At 42.0% G+C, this 17,722-nt stretch carries 16 protein-coding genes and 3 pseudogenes; 12 read left to right on the top strand and 7 right to left on the bottom strand.

Annotated elements, in window-relative coordinates:
- The first annotated feature begins 8 nt into the window (after window positions 1-8).
- Window positions 9-434: a GNAT family N-acetyltransferase gene (locus L5B83_RS10815; protein ID WP_265778530.1), complete on the top strand. Its 426-nt coding sequence runs from the start codon at window positions 9-11 to the stop codon at window positions 432-434.
- On the opposite strand, the gene L5B83_RS10810 is transcribed toward L5B83_RS10815, so the two are convergent.
- Window positions 426-836 (bottom strand): copper chaperone PCu(A)C, encoded by a 411-nt coding sequence (locus tag L5B83_RS10810; RefSeq protein WP_250363880.1) that lies wholly within the window; start codon window positions 834-836, stop codon window positions 426-428. The two genes, L5B83_RS10815 and L5B83_RS10810, sit on opposite strands and share 9 nt — an antisense overlap.
- A gap of 159 nt (window positions 837-995) precedes the next feature.
- Here L5B83_RS10810 and hflD point away from each other — a divergent pair, with 159 nt between their 5' ends.
- Entirely contained in the window at window positions 996-1,607 is a 612-nt protein-coding gene (gene hflD / locus L5B83_RS10805) for a high frequency lysogenization protein HflD (RefSeq protein WP_250351341.1), read from the top strand.
- Window positions 1,608-1,622: 15 nt separating this feature from the next.
- A complete protein-coding gene (gene purB / locus L5B83_RS10800) occupies window positions 1,623-2,990 on the top strand; it encodes an adenylosuccinate lyase (RefSeq protein WP_265778529.1) in 1,368 nt (455 codons plus the stop codon).
- 61 nt (window positions 2,991-3,051) lie between these two features.
- On the opposite strand, the gene narL is transcribed toward purB, so the two are convergent.
- The gene (gene narL, locus L5B83_RS10795; RefSeq protein ID WP_250351088.1) at window positions 3,052-3,681 is read right to left on the bottom strand and encodes a two-component system response regulator NarL; all 630 of its coding nucleotides are present in this window, start codon (window positions 3,679-3,681) and stop codon (window positions 3,052-3,054) included.
- Window positions 3,682-3,694: 13 nt separating this feature from the next.
- Window positions 3,695-6,187: a class I adenylate cyclase gene (locus L5B83_RS10790; RefSeq protein WP_265778528.1), complete on the bottom strand. Its 2,493-nt coding sequence runs from the start codon at window positions 6,185-6,187 to the stop codon at window positions 3,695-3,697.
- A 182-nt stretch (window positions 6,188-6,369) separates the two neighbouring features.
- Between L5B83_RS10790 and hemC the strand changes: the two genes are divergently transcribed.
- From hemC to L5B83_RS10760, 7 genes and pseudogenes are all read left to right on the top strand, one after another.
- The gene (hemC, locus tag L5B83_RS10785; protein ID WP_265778698.1) at window positions 6,370-7,296 is read left to right on the top strand and encodes a hydroxymethylbilane synthase; all 927 of its coding nucleotides are present in this window, start codon (window positions 6,370-6,372) and stop codon (window positions 7,294-7,296) included.
- A 32-nt stretch (window positions 7,297-7,328) separates the two neighbouring features.
- Window positions 7,329-8,081, top strand: coding sequence for a uroporphyrinogen-III synthase (locus tag L5B83_RS10780; RefSeq protein WP_265778527.1), 753 nt, complete (start codon window positions 7,329-7,331; stop codon window positions 8,079-8,081).
- 19 nt (window positions 8,082-8,100) lie between these two features.
- The gene (locus L5B83_RS10775; protein ID WP_442780643.1) at window positions 8,101-9,618 is read left to right on the top strand and encodes a uroporphyrinogen-III C-methyltransferase; all 1,518 of its coding nucleotides are present in this window, start codon (window positions 8,101-8,103) and stop codon (window positions 9,616-9,618) included.
- Between the two features lie 11 nt (window positions 9,619-9,629).
- Window positions 9,630-10,922, top strand: a complete 1,293-nt coding sequence (locus tag L5B83_RS10770; RefSeq protein ID WP_265778525.1) for a heme biosynthesis protein HemY — start codon at window positions 9,630-9,632, stop codon at window positions 10,920-10,922.
- 38 nt (window positions 10,923-10,960) lie between these two features.
- Window positions 10,961-11,434, top strand: a complete 474-nt coding sequence (locus tag L5B83_RS10765) for a hypothetical protein (protein ID WP_265778524.1) — start codon at window positions 10,961-10,963, stop codon at window positions 11,432-11,434.
- A 163-nt stretch (window positions 11,435-11,597) separates the two neighbouring features.
- Window positions 11,598-11,786, top strand: a pseudogene (locus L5B83_RS12510) (IS630 transposase-related protein); the annotation flags it as partial.
- Window positions 11,787-11,846: 60 nt separating this feature from the next.
- Window positions 11,847-12,185 carry a transposase gene (locus L5B83_RS10760; protein WP_265778696.1) on the top strand — a complete coding sequence of 113 codons (339 nt, stop codon included), beginning with the start codon at window positions 11,847-11,849 and terminating at the stop codon, window positions 12,183-12,185.
- 356 nt (window positions 12,186-12,541) lie between these two features.
- Here the strand turns inward: L5B83_RS10760 and L5B83_RS10755 are convergent, their stop codons facing one another.
- Window positions 12,542-13,858: an MFS transporter gene (locus L5B83_RS10755; protein WP_265778523.1), complete on the bottom strand. Its 1,317-nt coding sequence runs from the start codon at window positions 13,856-13,858 to the stop codon at window positions 12,542-12,544.
- A gap of 405 nt (window positions 13,859-14,263) precedes the next feature.
- On the opposite strand from L5B83_RS10755, the gene L5B83_RS10750 reads away from it, so the two are divergent.
- Window positions 14,264-14,797: a helix-turn-helix domain-containing protein gene (locus L5B83_RS10750; protein WP_265778522.1), complete on the top strand. Its 534-nt coding sequence runs from the start codon at window positions 14,264-14,266 to the stop codon at window positions 14,795-14,797.
- A gap of 103 nt (window positions 14,798-14,900) precedes the next feature.
- Window positions 14,901-15,365: pseudogene (locus L5B83_RS12505) on the top strand (transposase).
- A gap of 157 nt (window positions 15,366-15,522) precedes the next feature.
- Here L5B83_RS12505 and ycaC read toward each other — a convergent pair.
- The 3 genes and pseudogenes from ycaC to L5B83_RS12500 all read right to left on the bottom strand — a co-directional run.
- Window positions 15,523-16,155, bottom strand: a complete 633-nt coding sequence (gene ycaC / locus L5B83_RS10745) for an isochorismate family cysteine hydrolase YcaC (protein ID WP_265778521.1) — start codon at window positions 16,153-16,155, stop codon at window positions 15,523-15,525.
- 275 nt (window positions 16,156-16,430) lie between these two features.
- A complete protein-coding gene (locus tag L5B83_RS10740; protein WP_265778520.1) occupies window positions 16,431-17,216 on the bottom strand; it encodes an SDR family NAD(P)-dependent oxidoreductase in 786 nt (261 codons plus the stop codon).
- Window positions 17,217-17,327: 111 nt separating this feature from the next.
- Window positions 17,328-17,585, bottom strand: a pseudogene (locus L5B83_RS12500) (thioredoxin family protein); the annotation flags it as partial.
- Between the last annotated feature and the right edge of the window lie 137 nt (window positions 17,586-17,722).

Genomic DNA, 17,722 nt, shown 5'->3' with positions numbered 1-17,722 from the left:
GGATAAAAATGTGTTTTACTATTGAGCCAATGAAACCAGAGCATTATATTCAAGTTTATCAATTATGGAAAAGTATTGATGGGATAGACATCAGTCCTGTTGATGATAGCTTTGAATCAATTAAGGATTTTCTACGCTTTAACCCCGATTTAAATTATATTGCAAGAGAGAATAGCCAAGTTATTGGTGTCATTATGTGTGGTTTTGATGGACGAAGAGCGACAATTTATCATATGGCGGTAGATAAAAACCAACAAGGTAAGGGAATAGGGAAAGCACTATTGACCCATTTAGAACAGAAGCTTAAACACAAAAATATTACAAAAGGGCGTTTGTTAGCATTTAGTCATAATATACAAGGGAGTAAATTTTGGCAGCAGCAAGGTTGGATAAAACAAACGCACTTAGATTATTTTTCTAAAAATTTACTTTGATTGAGCGATTACATTCACCTTTACCACTTCCCCATCATCAAAATACAAGGTAAGCGGGAAGGGGCTACCTTGTTTGATTGGGGTGAGTAAATCAAACACCATAATATGTAAGCCACCACGTTTCAAGCTAATGGTTTGTTTAGCGGGGATTTCTATCCCATCAAGATCGATCATCTTACCATTTTGCATACCGTGTAAGGCTAGTCGAGAAGGTTGTTCACTTTCAAGTAAGGCAAGATGTACTGCTTCATCGCCTGTGTTTTGTAATTGCATAAAAATAGCACTAGGCTCACCAGCTTTTTCTGTTGCAAACATTGTTGCCTGAGAAACAAGCATATCCGCTTGACTGATGAGAGGGAAAAGTGCGGTGCAAATTAATAAAGATTTTTTTATCCACTGCATTTTTTTCTCCGTTGAAAGGAATAAAGGCTATTGCGCTAGTATAGCAAGAATTTGTTTTACTGGGGGAATTTTGCTGCTTAGCTTTCAATAACCTATGAAAAATGCTATATTGCCCACACTTTTTAATATTTCTTTCCACATAATGGTTTTTATCTCCTTATGGCTGATTATTACCCCATCACGCTTGCCTTAGCGGGTGTGTGCCAAGCGGCAAAATTAGTTCAACAATTTGCGCATAATGGTCGTGCAGATTCAGATGCATTCAAGGCGAGTTTAGATTCTTTGTTACAAACTTCACCAGAAAATACCTTGGCCGTTTATGGGGGAAATGAAGCTCATCTTAAACTTGGGTTACAAATATTAATGGAGCAGTTGAATGGCAGAGATGCGGAGCTGACACGTTATTGGGTGAGCTTATTGGCGTTAGAAGGGAAGTTAAATAAATCCGCGCAGGCAAAACAACAACTTGCTCAACGTATTGCGTATTTGCCGTCACAACTTAATTTCTATCATCTGCTTGATGAACAGATGATCAGTAATCTAGCAAGTATTTATGTCGATGTAATAAGCCCTCTGGGTAATCGTATTCAAGTATTAGGCTCACCAGATTATTTACAGCAACAAGGCATACAGCACCGTATTCGGGCGTGTTTATTAGCTGGAATTCGTTCGGCAGTACTTTGGCGACAAGTGGGCGGTAAAAAATATCAGCTTCTTTTTTCCCGCAGCAAAATCGCTACAACAGCACAACAAATTTATTCAACCTTTTAGTAGGAGTTTTTTATTATGCAATTAAATGCGCTTACTGCAATATCTCCCCTTGATGGTCGTTATCAGGATAAAACAACGGCATTACGTCATATTTTTAGTGAGTTTGGTTTGCTCAAGTTTCGGGTGGAGGTTGAAGTTCGTTGGTTGCAAAAATTAGCGGCAACGGCACAAATTCAAGAAGTTCCTTCTTTATCAAAAAAAGCAAACGATTACTTAAATCAAATTGTTGCAAATTTCAGTTTAGCAGATGCCGAGCGCATTAAAGAAATTGAACGAACCACAAATCACGATGTGAAAGCGGTAGAGTATTTTTTGAAAGAAAAAACGACCGCACTTGATGAATTAGCCGCAGTAAGTGAATTTATTCATTTTGCTTGTACCTCCGAGGATATCAATAATCTTTCTCACGCATTAATGTTAAAAACCGCGCGTGAAGAAGTGATTTTACCCGAATGGCAAAAATTGATTGATGAAATTAGTCGATTAGCCCACGAATATAAGGCGATTCCGTTACTTTCTCGTACACACGGACAGCCAGCCTCCCCTTCTACCGTTGGAAAGGAAATGGCGAATGTGGTATATCGCCTAAAACGTCAATTTGAACAGCTACAACGTATTGATATTCTAGGTAAAATCAATGGTGCTGTGGGGAACTATAATGCGCATTTATCGGCTTATCCTGAGCTGGACTGGCACAAGTTTAGCGAAGAATTTGTTACCTCTTTAGGGATTAAATGGAATCCTTACACCACGCAAATTGAACCACACGATTACATTGCAGAATTATTTGATAACATCGCACGTTTTAATACCATTATTATTGATTTTGATCGTGATTTATGGGGCTATATCGCATTAAACCATTTCAAACAACGAACAATTGCGGGAGAAATTGGCTCATCAACAATGCCACATAAAGTAAACCCGATTGATTTTGAGAATTCTGAAGGAAATTTAGGACTGGCAAATGCAGTAATGGCGCATTTGGGGGCAAAATTACCGATTTCTCGCTGGCAGCGTGATCTAACTGATTCGACGGTGTTACGCAACCTCGGGGTAGGCTTAGGCTATTGTTTAATTGCGTATGCGGCAACCAGAAAAGGGATCAGTAAATTAGAGGTCAATGAACAACACTTACGTGATGAACTGGATCAAAATTGGGAAGTGCTTGCAGAACCAATTCAAACGGTAATGCGTCGTTATGGCATTGAAAAACCTTATGAAAAACTGAAAGAATTGACGCGTGGTAAGCGAGTTGATGAGCAAGCTATGCGTGAGTTTATTGAAAAATTAGACATTCCAGTAGCAGAAAAACAACGCTTACAGCAACTTACCCCAGCCACCTATATTGGGGCAGCCGTGGCGTTAGTGGAGAAACTTTAATTGCTCAATCATTCATAACCTAAGTGCGGTGGAAAATTAAGAGATTTTTCACCGCACTTTTTTATGCCCCTTTATGCTGAAAATACAGCACCGTGGCTGCCACACGAGAGTGAACATTGAGTTTGCGTAATAAGTTGCGGATATGGACTTTTACTGTTTCTTCTGAAATAAAGAGTTGTGCGGCAATCTGTTTATTGGATAAGCCCGTTGCAATCAGGCGTAGCACATCCATTTCTCGATCCGTAAGGGTGTAAATCGGATCTTGTTCGGGGCGTTGTTCTAGTAGTAAATCTTTAATTGAATCACTTAAAATCACTTCTCCTTGAGCAATACGTTTAATTTGTCCAAGTAATAGATCAGGTTCGGTATCTTTTAATAAATAGCCGTCTGCGCCCGCATCAATCAGCGTGAAAACATCATTTTTGGCATCGGAAACGGTAAGAATAACAATGCGAGCATCGACATTTTCTTCACGTAATGCCTTGAGCGTGTCTAACCCTGATAGCCCTTTCATATTCAAATCAAGCACAATTAAATCTGGTGAGGTTTGTAAGGCAAGGTTAATTCCTTCTGCACCACTGCCGGCATCACCAACGATTTCAAATGTTTCATCTAATTCCAATAATTGTTTTATGCCACGACGCATCAGTGGGTGATCGTCAATCAGCAACACTTTCATTGTATCCAACATAAGTTTCCCCTAGTTATGATGACACCAAACGACTATAAAATGGGACAATTTTGACGCCACTTTCGCTTGGTAATAATTGATAAAATTGTGGATAGTTAAAATTTCGTTGCACAATTTTATACGGATTATTATTTCCCTCCAAGCCTGCCGATTGATAAATATGATTTATCTCATGAATTTTCTGTTCTTTTTCGCCTTCACAGTTACGATAAATCTCAATTCGGTTAGCTTCGTCTAAAATATAGACATTAAATGTCTTATCCAAGTTATTTTCAAAGAAAAATTGTAAAAAACCTTCGCTGGCAAAGGCGTCAATTTCATAGGGGTATGTTTTGTGCTTGTGGTTTTCCTCTTTATTGTCGATGACTTCTTGTACCTCTACATTGAAATCCTCGTTACTAATCAAAGGTGGGGTGTGGATTTCTTGCAAGCTAATGCCACGTTCTTCAAAGAAAAATTGCCAGTTTTTTCCTGCAACACGCAATAAATTATTTTGTGGCACATCACTGACGCCTACTTGGATATTGATACATTTGTTGATTAATGCGGTAACAATATTTCGTAAGGTTTTTTGATAATATTTGCTATAACAGAATACATTTACGCTTTGTGGCGAGGCGGAACCACGATAAATTTTGTTAGAAAGCACTTTTAATGCCAATAAAATGGCATTTGGTCCTTCAAAATGCAGGGTACGAATTTCATTCCATAAATTGCGATAAGTTAAATCAATACTTCCTACTAGGCTTTCTTCATCAGGCCCAAAACTAAATAAATCATTGGCGACGATGGTGGTTTTTGCCTCAGATAAATGTGCTGTCGGGTCTTTGGTGAGATTAATGGAAACGACTAAGCTTTTTATTTCGCAGTTATGATTTAATTCCTCATTACTTGCCGCGGCCACTACTGTGGGCAGAGATAAACGTAAATCGGTAACGAATTGCCTTAATTTTGCAAGCGTTACATTTGGGCTAAAGATGTGTAATTCTGTTTTGGGGGTCAGTAAACGGTTGAAATATGCCCAAGAAACCAATTTATTGAGATTTTCGCTATATTCTATGTAGCGTGGCTGTTCAAATCCTTGGACATCAGGCGTTTGGTTTACTAAGTACCAACCTGCTTTGAAATGACGGTTGTTTTTGACTTCAATAAAGGTAATGTTTTTTTCCGATAAATCAGAAGAAATCATTGCATTGAGTAAAGTGATTTTACCCGGCAATTCTTCAAATGCCGTATAAAGTTTACGAGTTAAAATGCTAATATCTTGCGGCATTATGCTGGAATTTACCTTATATTTGCGGGCAAATTGTACTAAATGCCGATAACTAAACATTAAGAACTTAATTAAGTTATTATGGCTTTCTTTTACGCGTTTTATTTTCCAACAGGCGCGCTGATTTAGCTCTTGTACCAATTCTTTTGACCAGCCCCACGTTTTGGCTAGGTTCTGTAATTGGGCTAAACGCCAACTGTGTTTGGGAACATTATGGCTGTATTCATTGGCTTTAATATAAAAGCAACGGCGAACAAATTCTAAGCGACGTAAATCGTTGAGTCCGATTAAATAATTGGTTACTCGCTCAAGCATTGTAAGATAAGGATCAAAGTGATGTTTTTTATCGCCATTCAGTAAGCGCGCTTTAAATTCTTGGGCGATCAGGTAAGTGTCTGGGTAATCCGCGGAATAGGTTTCTAGCAACAAAATTTTTAACACAGATTTGTAAGGTGAATCAATCCCTTTGTAGAGTTGCCACAAACTCGCACCAAAATATTCATTGGCAGAAAATGCCCCTAAGCCACCAAAATCCACCCAATCATTAGGATCAATACGTTTTTCTTTGATTAAACGTGCCACTTCTTGTTCATAGTCTTTTTCATTTTCTACGGGCAGATGTAGCCATAATAAGGGTTTCCCGGCAAGGCGAATGGCGGAGCGGTAAAATTCATCTAGCAATAGCATATATTGTGCCGAACCACAATTTTCTGCCGTTAACGGATCCGCGTAACGAAAACAGCGGAAGCGGTTTTGATCCATTAAATATAAGTTAATTTCCACCCCTAAGGTTAATGCCCATTGCTGTAAGGCGTCCATTTTTTGGCTTAATAAATGGCGATCTTCTGGGCTAATTTGCGGGTGGTGACAAACCCAAATATCCAAGTCTGAAGCCGATGTTTGGCTAATTGAAGCGATACTGCCCATTACATACACGCCAAGCACGGGAAAGAAAGTGCGGTGAGAAAATGGCGAATTTTCGATTTCTTGTTCACTTAACTCAAAATGTGCGGAAAGATAGGCTTGTTGATAATCCGATAAAACAAAATCAACAATCCCTGCTGGGGCATTTTTGATATAGCCCGGCAGCGTGTGATGATTGAGGTGCAATAACAAGGTAATCGTTTGAAAAACTTGACTAAATTGAGCTGAACTGCCTGAAATTGCGCGTTCAAAACGTAATTTGTCGAGATATTCCACTTGTTGTTTCGCACTATTAATATCGTAATTCAATTTATATCCTAGGAAAGAGGGAGTGATAAATGAACAATTTCCTCGAATTTCATACAAAGAAATTGAAGTATTACTCTATCATTTGCCTTATCGGAAAGCAAAAAAATTAAATGAAAACTGACATTTTGAGGCAACAATGATAGGATAAGCCCTAATGTTTCTACGCTTATTTTTGCATAATGATGACAAAAAAACTAATCAAAATCGCAACCCGCCGTAGTCCTTTAGCATTATGGCAAGCGAATTATATTAAAGATCGTTTAACGCAATTATATCCAGCACTTTGTGTTGAGCTTGTGCCAATGGTAACCAAAGGCGATGTAATTTTAGATACGCCACTGGCGAAAATTGGCGGAAAAGGTTTATTCGTCAAAGAATTAGAAAATGCACTATTAAAGGGCGAAGCCGATATTGCCGTACATTCAATGAAAGATGTGCCAATGCAATTCCCACAAGGCTTAGGGCTAAGTGTTATTTGCCAACGTGAAGATCCCCGTGATGCCTTTGTGTCAAATTCTTACCGCACTTTAGAGGAATTACCTGCGGGTGCTGTGGTGGGGACATCAAGTTTACGCCGTCAATGTCAGCTTAACGCGTTACGACCTGATTTGACCATTCAATCTTTACGAGGAAATGTGGGGACGCGATTAAGTAAATTAGACAATGGTGATTATGATGCGATTATTCTTGCTTCAGCGGGATTAATTCGTTTAGGAATGGCAGAGCGTATTGCCTCTTTCATTGATACGGAAATTTCCTTACCCGCAGCAGGGCAAGGGGCAGTTGGCATTGAATGCCGTGTTGATGATGTAGAAGTGCAAACCCTGTTAGCACCACTTGCCGATCCAGAAACCACGGCCTGTGTGTTAGCTGAGCGTGCGATGAATAATCACCTAAAAGGTGGCTGTCAAGTGCCAATCGGGGGGTATGCGGTGATTTCTGATAATCAGCTTTATCTTAAAGCGTTAGTGGGGAAAACAGATGGCAGTGAAATTATCCGTGCAGAAGGTAAAAGTGCGGTGGAAAATGCGCAAGAATTAGGTATTCAAGTCGCAGAAAGCTTATTAAAACAAGGGGCAGATAACATTTTACAAGCCCTTGGTGTGTAATTATTCACCTTTACAACGATAAGGAAAACCCAATGGCAGTGTTGGTTATGCGCCCTGATGAAAAGGGCAAACAACTGGTGGAAATGCTGGCAAAGGCAGGCATCGCAGCCATTCATTTTCCGCTCTTTTCTATTCAAGCCGGACGTGAGCTTAATGATTTGCCCTCTCAGCTCAATCAACTCAATGCGGGGGATTATGTTTTCGTGGTATCGCAAAATGCGGTAACTTATAGTGCTGAAAGCCTTAAACAAGCTGGCTTTCAATGGCGGGCAGATTTACAGTATTTTACCGTTGGACAGCGAACCGCACAGGCATTTTGTAGTCAAACAGAACAGTGTATTCATTATCCTTTTCAGCAAGAAACAAGTGAAGGTCTGCTTTCTTTATCGGCAATGAAAAACGTGCAAGATAAAACCATTTTGATTTTACGGGGTAATGGTGGACGAGCTTTTTTTGCAGAGCAAGCCAGTGTGCGAGGGGCTAAAATTAAAACACTGGAATGTTATCAGCGACAGCCCTTAGTTTATGACCCTTTAGAACAAATCAGTATGCTTAAGCGAGCTGGCATTACGACAATCATTGCGACCAGCAAAGAAATTTTGCGTTTATTGCTAGATTTTGTCCCCAAAAATGAACATAATTGGCTAAAGTCTTGCCACTTAATAACGGTAAGTGAACGAATTCAACGCGTTGCCTTTGAAATGGGCTGGGAAAAGGTGAGTCTTTCACCACGAGCAGATAATGCAACCTTGTGCGATACTTTATTGCAATTTAACGAGTTTTAATAATCATAAGGAATAAATTATGGCTAAACATCACGCAAAAAAAACAGATAAAACCCCTGCTGTGGAAAACACAACACAATCTGTCGAACCTGTGGAAAATTCCCTTCAAATTGAAAATTCTGAACAAGAAAATGAAGTGGTGAAAAACGAGCAAGCCCCCCCTGAACTGACAAAGGAAGAACCTATGCAACCATCACCAGAAAAAGTTACAACGGACAATGAACCTGCTAAGCCAGAAACCGTGATTGTTAAAAAAGGCGGTACAGGTGTGGCGATTTTAGCGTTATTAGTTGCATTGGGTTTAGGGGGCGCGGGTTATTATTTTGCAGAGCAACATCTAACCAGTGTACAAGCAAGATTAACGGCGTTGGAAGCGCAAAAACCACTCTCAACCCATAGCCAAACTTTCACTGACGCTGACTTAAGTGCATTAAAACAAGATCAAAGCAAAATCGCTCAGCTTGCACAAACAAGCCAATCTACCAATGAAAAATTAATCGCATTAGAAAAAATGGTAGAAATTAAGGAACAGCAAATCTCCACCTTACAAAATCAAGTAAATACATTAAGTAATGCGCAAAAAGCGGCGCAGCCAAATGATTGGTTGCTGTCAGAAGCTGATTTCTTATTAAACAACGCATTACGCAAATTAGTATTAGATAATGATGTGGATACCGCAATTTCTTTATTAAAAGTGGCGGATGAAACCTTAAGTAAAGTCTCTGACCCACGCGTGATCAATGTTCGTAGCGCAATTAATAGCGATTTAAAACAGTTGCTTTCAGTCAATAACATTGATCAAAATGCCATTATGCAGCACCTGTCTCAGCTTGCGAATAATGTTGATGAACTGAGCGTACTCAATGTGAATTTCGATGAACCCAATGAAAATAATGATAAATTGAGTGGCTCTTGGGACGATTGGAAAGAAAATGCAGAAAAAAGTGCCACTTCTTTTTTAAATCATTTTATTCGTGTTACGCCAAAAAATGCGGATAACAAAGCATTGTTAGCACCTAATCAAGATATTTACCTGCGTGAAAATATCCGTTTGCGTTTACAGTTAGCGATTATGGCGGTACCGCGTCAGCAAAATGATTTATATAAACAATCTTTAGAAACCGTGGCCTCTTGGGTGAGAAGTTATTTTGATACCAATACCGAAGTGGTACAAAATTTTCTTAAAGAAGTGGATGAGCTAGCAGAACAATCTATTTATGTTGATGTGCCAACGCAGTTAACTAGTTTAAATTTATTAGATAAGTTGCTTAATAAGCCTTCGCAAGAGGTGCAAAAAATTGAGCTTTCCGTAGATAAAGAGGTGGCGCAAGAAAATGCGCAAAATGCCAAAGGGGAAAGCGCACAAGGTAGCAACACAACAGAAAATGCAGCTTCAGCGGTGAATGCAGAAAGCAATGCGACGCAAAACGATGAAAATCAAAGTGAAAAGCCGAGTGAAAACCAAACTGCCGTGGAAAACCAAAGTGCGGTGGAAAATGCAGACAAATCTGAGCAAAACCAAGCACAACAACAGTAGAGGAAATAGCAATGTTTAGAACCCTATTTTTAATGCTGGTGCTACTTGCCGGCTTAATCGCAGGCCCTTATCTATCGGGCAAACAAGGCTATGTGTTAATTGAAACCAGCACATACAGCATTGAAATGTCAATCACCACCCTTGTGATTTTCTTCGTGATTGCAATGGCGGTGGTATATGGCATTGAGTGGATCATCACAAAATTCTGTCGTTTAAGTAACAGCACTTATGGCTGGTTCTCTCGTCGTAAACGCCTTAAAGCACAAAAACAAACGCTTGAAGGGTTAATGTTAATGGACGAAGGGCAATATTCTAAAGCTGAAAAATTAATTGGTAAAAATGCCAAACATTCTGATGAGCCAATCCTAAACTTTATTAAAGCAGCAGAAGCAGCACAGCAACGTGGCGATGAGTTTGGCGCTAATCGTTACTTAATTAAGGCCACTGAATTGGCTGGCACAGATAACCTACTTGTTGAGATTGCGCGTACGCGAATTTTGTTACAGCAAAATAAATTGCCTGCCGCACGCAGTGCCATTGATAGCTTGTTAGTAATGACCCACCGCAATAAAGAAGTGTTAAAACTGGCAGTTGAGATCTACTTAAAATCGCACGCTTTTGAAGCGTTAGATAAAATTCTGGATCAAGTGGAAAATTCTGGGATCTATTCAGATAAAGAATTTACGACCTTGCAACATCGCGTAGAAGATGGCTTACTTGACGAAAAAATGAATGAAGAAGGCGTCGATGGCTTGCTTAAATGGTGGGACGATCAACCACGTAAACGACAAAATGATCTGTATGTCAAAATTGGGCTTATTCGTCGCTTGATTGATAGTGATGATCACGAAACCGCCTATAAATTGATCTTAGAAGCCTTGAAAAAAGTGGATGACAACAACCCACTGGCACAACAACTTTGCTCGCAAATTACCCGTGTTCAACCCGTAGATAACAGCAAATTGCTGAAAATTATGGAAAAACGGGCAAAACAAAGTAAGGAGCAATCTTGTTGTTGCACAAACCGTGCCTTAGGTTACTTATATGTGCGTAATGGCGATTTTGCTAAGGCAAGCGAAGCATTTAAGAAAGTGATCGCAGATAAAACCCAGCTTCAGCCGAATGATATTACAATGGCAACCTATGCCTTTGAGCAAAACGGTGAAAATGAACTGGCTAAACAACTTCAGCAAGAAAGTTTGAAATCCGCAATGTCGGTGCAAAACTTAGCCTCTGAAGAAAATGAAAAAACGCCAGAAAATCCTACCGCACTTGTTGAAACGGCAGAAACAAAAAACCTTTAAGCTAAGCAGAATGCCCTGTTTTCAGGGCATTCTTTTATATGATGATAACCCTTCCTCATAAGATTGCACAATTTTTACAACAGCAAACGGTGATGAGCCTTGCTGTTCATAACACACAAGATTTTTGGGCGGCAAACTGCTTTTATGTGCTTGATAATGAGAATGTCAGCCTGATTTTCTTTTCTTCTCTTAATACGCAGCACGCACAAATAATGCAACAAAGTGAGCAGGTCGTTGGTACGATTGCCACACAAACCGATCAAGTGAGCGAGATTGAAGGCGTGCAGTTTAAAGGTCGAGCGGTATTGCTTGATGGAAATGCCCGCCAGTCTGCTCTTAAGAGCTATTATGCCCGTTATCCCTTTGCCCGTTTGATGAATACTGACTTATGGAAAATTGAACTTGATGAAATCAAACACACCTCGAATAAATGTGTTTTTGCCCAGAAAACTTACTGGAAAAGAACAAGTAATCTACCCCCCAAAAAAGTTGGACAGGTTGTTAAACTATAAATACTGAGTTCTGTATTGAACAGGGCTCAGCCATTTTAATATATTTTTGGTTGTAATACACCACATCCCCAAAAAACCAAAATAAAGCACAATATGACCTCTCCCCTACATTTCCGTCAAAAAATCATAGAACAAGCCGAAAAAGGGACATCAAAAAAAGCCGAGAACCATCAATACCGAAGCATTGCTAAACGATGTCAAACGCTTCCCCGATACCGCTCAGGCTGAAAGAGCCGCACGCATAGGCACAACGCAGAGTGCTATCTGCAAAGCGTTGCGCCGTCTGAAAATCAGCCGTAAAAAAAACACCGCCCCCCCCTTAGGCAGACGAACAGAAAAGACAGAACTTTAAAGAAGCGCTGACAGCTTATTCTGAAGCGGGATATGACATTGTTTATCTCGAACCAATGCTATCGGCGCTATTCGAGAGGGGAATTTATTTGCACTCAGATTATTTGACTGTCCGATTGACAGTGATATTTTTTATGTTTGGCTGACCGAAGCATTGTTACCAGAGCTTGAGAAGCCGACAGTTATCGTAATGGATAATGCCGCGTTCCATAAACAACGAGATATTATCGAAGCCATTGACCAGACAGAACATAAGATTTTATGGTTGCCACCTTATAGCCCTAACTTAAATCCAATTGAAAAAACATGGGCTTGGGTTAAAAGCCTCAGAAAACAATGGCGGCTTGATTGTGTTGATGCTTTATTTTTTTGGATTTTAACAATTGTTTTGGTTTTTTAGGAATTTTACTATAGTACATGAGGGTGCGGGCAACGATGGATCCGTTTGAAGTTAAACGACTATAAAATAAGAAATCTTCTCCAAAGAAGCACATTTCTAAGAAATATACCAAATATGAAGTTTGACAAAGTTTTATAATTTGCATTCTCTTTGTCAGTAAAATTCTATTGTAGCCTCTGACAAAAAGAATGCAAACTCATGACAAAACGCTCGCTACCTACAACACCTTCGCCGATTTCTTTAAAAAGCATTTATAAGTTGTAAAAAGTAGCATTGATAATGCACCGCACTTTAGGCGTTTGGTTTAAAGTGCGGTGTTTTTTTCATTATTTTTTTATGCCGTCTGAAAACCGTTTTCAGGCCGCCTTCGTTTTCTCACCTTGCCAAATTTGCACCCACATCAGCACGCCGCTCACTGCAAATAATCCGATTGAAACCATCGGCTGCGACACCGCAAGGGCGGCGAGGGCGCTGCCGAATGCGGCGGCGAATTGGGTAGCGAGGCGGCTGAGTAAGCTCGCTTGGGCACGGTGTTCGGCGTTGATGGTGCGGTACAGGGCTGCCATTGGCATAATGCTCAACAGCCCTACGCCACTGCCACGCAAGCTCATTAAAGCCAATGCTGAAGCGGTATTCAGTGGGAACAATAATGCCAAACTCGACAGCAACACTGCACTAGCGGCAAGGCTTAATAGACGGCGTTCGCCCCAACGCTGGGCGAGGCGTTCCAAATAACGGCGAGCGATCAACGTGCCAACGCCGTGTGCTGCCAGCAAGATGCCGATCCAAGCCACATCGTGATGGGCGTTCGTCCACAGGATTGGCAGTAGCAAAATACCGCCGTAGTAATTGAACGCTGCCCAAAACAGCAAACTCAGTTCACGGCGAAAGGCGGAGAGGTGAAGCAAATCGAGGCGTACTAATGCCCGTTCACCTTGACGCTTGGCGTGTATCACAAACAATCCGCCCAACATCAATCCCACCGCTCCAGCTATCAATGGTTCAGGCTGCCACGCCGCTTGTTGCACGGCATACACCAACAACACTAAGGCTGGGGCGAGGCACACATACCCCCAGCCATCAAAGTCCCGAGCAGGGTTGGCAGACAAGGCGGGAATCCATCTGCTCCACACCAACGCCCACGCACACAGCGGCACATTTACGGCAAAAATCCAATGCCAACTGCTCACTTTCAACAAGGCGGAAGCCAACAGCGGTGCGGCAATCGGGGTGATCACCGCAGGCACGGCTAAGGCGGTGAGTGCGGGGCGTAATTTTTCAGACGGCATCACCCGAGCGCACAAGGTTTGCAACAGCGGCTGCATCAAACCCGCCGCCACCCCTTGCCCCACACGTGCCGCCAGCAACACCGCAAAACTATTCGCCACCGCCGCCATTGCAGAACTCAAGGCAAACAATAGCAAACACGCACGCCACAAACGCACCTCGCCCAAGCCTTGCCCCAACGCCGCCGACAACGGCACAGCCGCCACCGCTGCCAACAAATACGCCACCACCAACCATGCCAAAGGGGCAGCAGGAAAACTCACGCCCAACGCAGGCAATGCCGTATTCAATGCTGTTGCATCGGCTAAGGGCAACACAATGCCCAATAACAACGCATTTAAAAAACGTTTTTCGGGCAATGAAAAAATAATCGTTTCAGATGACATAACTCTTCCTCGTCTGTTTGGATATTGTTTGGCACAATGTTTTTAACTGTTTTATCGGCTCAACCAGTCAATGCCAACAATGCTGACTGATTGATTTTTCAAACAAAATCAGCATAATCCTTTTTTAACTGTTATACTTTCGACAAAATAGCAATGATTATCGAATAAATGGCAAAAACACTCGCTCAACCGCTACCCGATACCCCTTACGCACCCAGTGAAGAAATGCCCATTCGTGTGGTACAGCGCCATCATCAACCCCGCACGGCGGTGGCGAGCCATCAACACGCTTGGGGGCAGTTGGTGTATTCCCGACAAGGCGTGATTCGTGTGTTTACGGCGCAGGCGAGTTTTACCGTGCCGCCTGAACGGGCGGTGTGGATTGCCGCCAATGAGCCGCATCGGGTGGACGTGTTGTCTGCCACGCAGGTGTTTACCGCCCATTTGTACCGTGATGTACCCAGCACCGCTCTGAGCGTGCCGCCCTTATTGCGTGAGGTGTTGATTGCCCTGTCAAAGCCGTCTGAAAAACGGCGTTTCGACTTGTTGTCTGCTTTATTTTGTGAAGAGTTAGAAAACGCACCTGCCTTGCCGTTGGGCGTGCGCTTGCCACAAGACAAGCGTTTGCGTCAGCTGTGTGAAGCCGTGTTGCAAACGCCGAGATTAGATATTCCGCTGGCACAATGGGCACACGATTGTGGGGCAAGCGTGGCAACGGTGCAGCGTTTGTTTAAGCATGAGCTGGGCTGCCATTTCAACGCGTGGCGGCAACAAGCCTTGCTCGCCCGTGCCACCGAACTCGCCGCCCAACAGCTGCCCCTCGCCCATATCGCCCTTGAGCTGGGCTACCGCAGCCAAAGTGCGTTTTCCTTTATGGTGAGCCAATGCACAGGACAAACCGCAAGCACGTATTTTTATCCGAAAGGTAATGAAAATTGAGTGAAAAAATTGCCGCACTTTCTCATTACTTATGTCTTTTATACCCCAAACACATCAGACATAATCAATAGCCGTTAAATATACTTATATATAATATTTTTATATCTTTGGATTATGGCCTCATCTAGCATATTCATTTAATGGAGTAAGACAAGCATTTACCCAGCAACTGACACAGTTTCAAGAAAACAATCGCCCCATTATCTATCTTGATGAAAGTGGGTTTAAAATAAGCGATTATAGACCTTATGCTTATGCCCATAAAAGCCAAAGATGTTATGATATTTATCATTGGCAAGCCAAGAACCAAACCCATGCCATTGGTGCAATCCACAACAACCAATTGTTTGCTGTAGGTCTTTGTGAATGCAGCATTAACAGCCATGTGTTTTTATCTTGGGTAGAAAAAGTATTGCTACCAGAGTTACCTAAAAACAGTGTGATTGTCATGGACAACGCCACCTTTCATAAAAGATAAGACATACAAGACACAATCACAAACAAAGGACATGACATTCTTTGGTTACCACCTTACTCACCTGATTTAAATCCCATTGAGCAAATTTAGAGTTGGATTAAGAGATTAAGACAAGATTGGCGATTGGTGCATCATACGCTTGTGGTGTTATCTTGCCTTTGGTGGTGCAGCAAAAAGCCTACCTGAAAGGCTTTCAGGTAGGCCTAGTGTCTATTAAAAATGTTTTTTCTAAAAATACTTAAAATACTTATTTTTCGGTCAATTTTGCATAGCTGGTCATCAGGTTACGATAATCAGGAATGTGGTTGCTAAAGAGTTGTCCCAATCCCTCAATATCATTACGCCAATCACGGTGCAATTCAGCAGCCGCACCAAACCATGACATCAATTGCACACCAGCGGCTTCCATTCTCCGCCATGCAGCATCTCGGGTCATGCTGTTGAATGTGCCTGAGGCATCGGTAATCACAAACACTTCAAAACCTGCTTCAATCGCCGATAAGGCTGGAAAAGCGACACAAACTTCGGTAACAATGCCTGCAATAATCAATTGCTTTTTGCCTGTGGCTTTGACTGCCTGCACAAAGTCTTCATTATCCCAAGCGTTGATTTGTCCAGGGCGGGCAATGTAGGGAGCTTCAGGGAACATGGCTTTAAGTTCGGGAACCAATGGGCCATTGGGGCCTGTTTCAAAGCTCGTGGTTAAAATGGTGGGCAGGTTGAAATACTTTGCCAAATCTGCGGTTGCCAAGACATTGTTTTTAAATTTGTCGGGGTCAATATCACGCACCAAAGACATTAAGCCTGCTTGGTGGTCAACGAGCAGCATGGCAGCGTTATTTTTGTCTAAACGGATATAGGGTTTGTTGGTCATCATCATTCCTTAGGTTTTTCTTGGCTGCCTGAAAACTTAAATTTCACTTTCAGGTAGCCTGATTTGGCAAACGCTTTTAAATGGGAATTTTTTTAATATAAATTTTCACCCGAGTCAGTAGAAAAATCATTCAAAAATCAAAACGGGAAACCATCAAATCAGGATAAAAACTTAAAGATTTTTGACCGCTCTTTTAATCCCCTTTTCCCAATAAAAACGCTGCCTGAAAATATCAAACGTTCAGGCAGCTTTTTGCTGCAAAGGGCGGTTTGAGGGGCTTGCTATACGTCATCGCGGCGTGTCATGGCACCGCCGTCCACATGCCAAATGCTGCCTGTAACCCAGCTTGCTTGGTCGGAGAGCAGGAAAACAGCTGTGGCCGCAACATCTTCTACCGTGCCGTTGCGTCCTAAGGCGTGGTATTTTTTGAAGTTTTCTAGGGTGTCTTTTACCTGTTCGCCGCTTGCAAAGCGTTCAAAAATGCGGGTTTCAATGATGCCAATCGGCAGGGCATTGACACGGATACCGTATTCGGCAAGTTCGGCGGCGGCGTTTTTGGTGAGTGCCTCAAGCCCCCATTTTGCCATGGAGTAGGCCGCCATCGGTGTGGATTTGATGGGCAAGTGCGATAAGGCGGCGGTGATATTGACGATTGAGCCTGCTTTTTTGTTGTCAATCATCAGTTTGGCAACCGCTTGGGTGATGAAAAAGATGGCTTTGTTGATACCTAGATAGCCGTCATACTGGGCTTCATCGGTTTCCAAGAAGCGGTTGGGGAAGTACACGCCTGCACTATTGACCAATAAATCTATGTCGCTGTGTTCGGCGTTGAGCTTGGCTATCAATGCTTGCACGCTTGTCATTGAGAGCAGGTTGGCGGTTAAGGCACTGACGTTTTCTTGTCCGTAGCGTTCGGCTAGGGTTTGACAGGCGGTTTCGGCCTTGTCGGGATTATTACCTAAAATAACGGCTTTGCCGCCCTGTGCTAAAATGGCTTCAGCAATGGCAAGTCCTACGCCGCTTGTGCCGCCAACGACTAATAATTTGCGGTTTTCAAAGTTTTTCATGGGTTTTTCCTCTTAAGGTAAGTGATGTTTGGTAGATGCTTTATCTGCGTTAGGGTTAAATCATAACGTTTTTCTGGTATCTTGATTTGCCCAAAAGAAGCTTTTTCTTGCCTAATGTGATAAATCTTGGTAGCTGCTAAGTTTTGCTCCAAAGTCGTTTAGGCGGATAAAATGTGCCTGCCGTAAGATTTCTTGTTGCTTCCAAAAAAGCAGCAGCGTGGGGGCGGTAAAGACCAAAAACCGCCCTGCAAGGCTTGGCAGCTGTGCGATGTCTGCTTCTATGACGGCAAGCTGTTTACGTTCGGCAAAACTTTTGAGCTTGTGATGCAAAACGCTGCACACGCCGCATTTTGGGGCAGTGATAGAGACTAAACTTAGGGCATACTCTGCTAGATAGCCATCTCAAATTCACTCAAAATTTCTTTATAAATTGAATAGATAATATTCATACCATTCCCAAATGGTTCATATTTTGATTATTTTGTGATAAAATAAACACATATACT

The sequence above is a fragment of the Avibacterium sp. 21-599 genome, from assembly GCF_026226765.1.
Lineage (GTDB): Bacteria > Pseudomonadota > Gammaproteobacteria > Enterobacterales > Pasteurellaceae > Avibacterium.
The sequence above is the reverse complement of the archived record's forward strand: the minus strand, read 5'-3'. Positions and strand labels throughout refer to the sequence as shown.

Bases quoted from the DNA above. Each gene is read 5' to 3' on its own strand.
- L5B83_RS10815 (WP_265778530.1), top strand. From the start codon at position 9: ATGTGTTTTACTATTGAGCCAATGAAACCAGAGCATTATATTCAAGTT.
- L5B83_RS10810 (WP_250363880.1), bottom strand. From the start codon at position 836: ATGCAGTGGATAAAAAAATCTTTATTAATTTGCACCGCACTTTTCCCT.
- hflD (WP_250351341.1), top strand. From the start codon at position 996: ATGGCTGATTATTACCCCATCACGCTTGCCTTAGCGGGTGTGTGCCAA.
- purB (WP_265778529.1), top strand. From the start codon at position 1,623: ATGCAATTAAATGCGCTTACTGCAATATCTCCCCTTGATGGTCGTTAT.
- narL (WP_250351088.1), bottom strand. From the start codon at position 3,681: ATGTTGGATACAATGAAAGTGTTGCTGATTGACGATCACCCACTGATG.
- hemC (WP_265778698.1), top strand. From the start codon at position 6,370: ATGACAAAAAAACTAATCAAAATCGCAACCCGCCGTAGTCCTTTAGCA.
- L5B83_RS10780 (WP_265778527.1), top strand. From the start codon at position 7,329: ATGGCAGTGTTGGTTATGCGCCCTGATGAAAAGGGCAAACAACTGGTG.
- L5B83_RS10775 (WP_442780643.1), top strand. From the start codon at position 8,101: ATGGCTAAACATCACGCAAAAAAAACAGATAAAACCCCTGCTGTGGAA.
- L5B83_RS10770 (WP_265778525.1), top strand. From the start codon at position 9,630: ATGTTTAGAACCCTATTTTTAATGCTGGTGCTACTTGCCGGCTTAATC.
- L5B83_RS10765 (WP_265778524.1), top strand. From the start codon at position 10,961: ATGATGATAACCCTTCCTCATAAGATTGCACAATTTTTACAACAGCAA.
- L5B83_RS10755 (WP_265778523.1), bottom strand. From the start codon at position 13,858: ATGTCATCTGAAACGATTATTTTTTCATTGCCCGAAAAACGTTTTTTA.
- ycaC (WP_265778521.1), bottom strand. From the start codon at position 16,155: ATGATGATGACCAACAAACCCTATATCCGTTTAGACAAAAATAACGCT.
- L5B83_RS10740 (WP_265778520.1), bottom strand. From the start codon at position 17,216: ATGAAAAACTTTGAAAACCGCAAATTATTAGTCGTTGGCGGCACAAGC.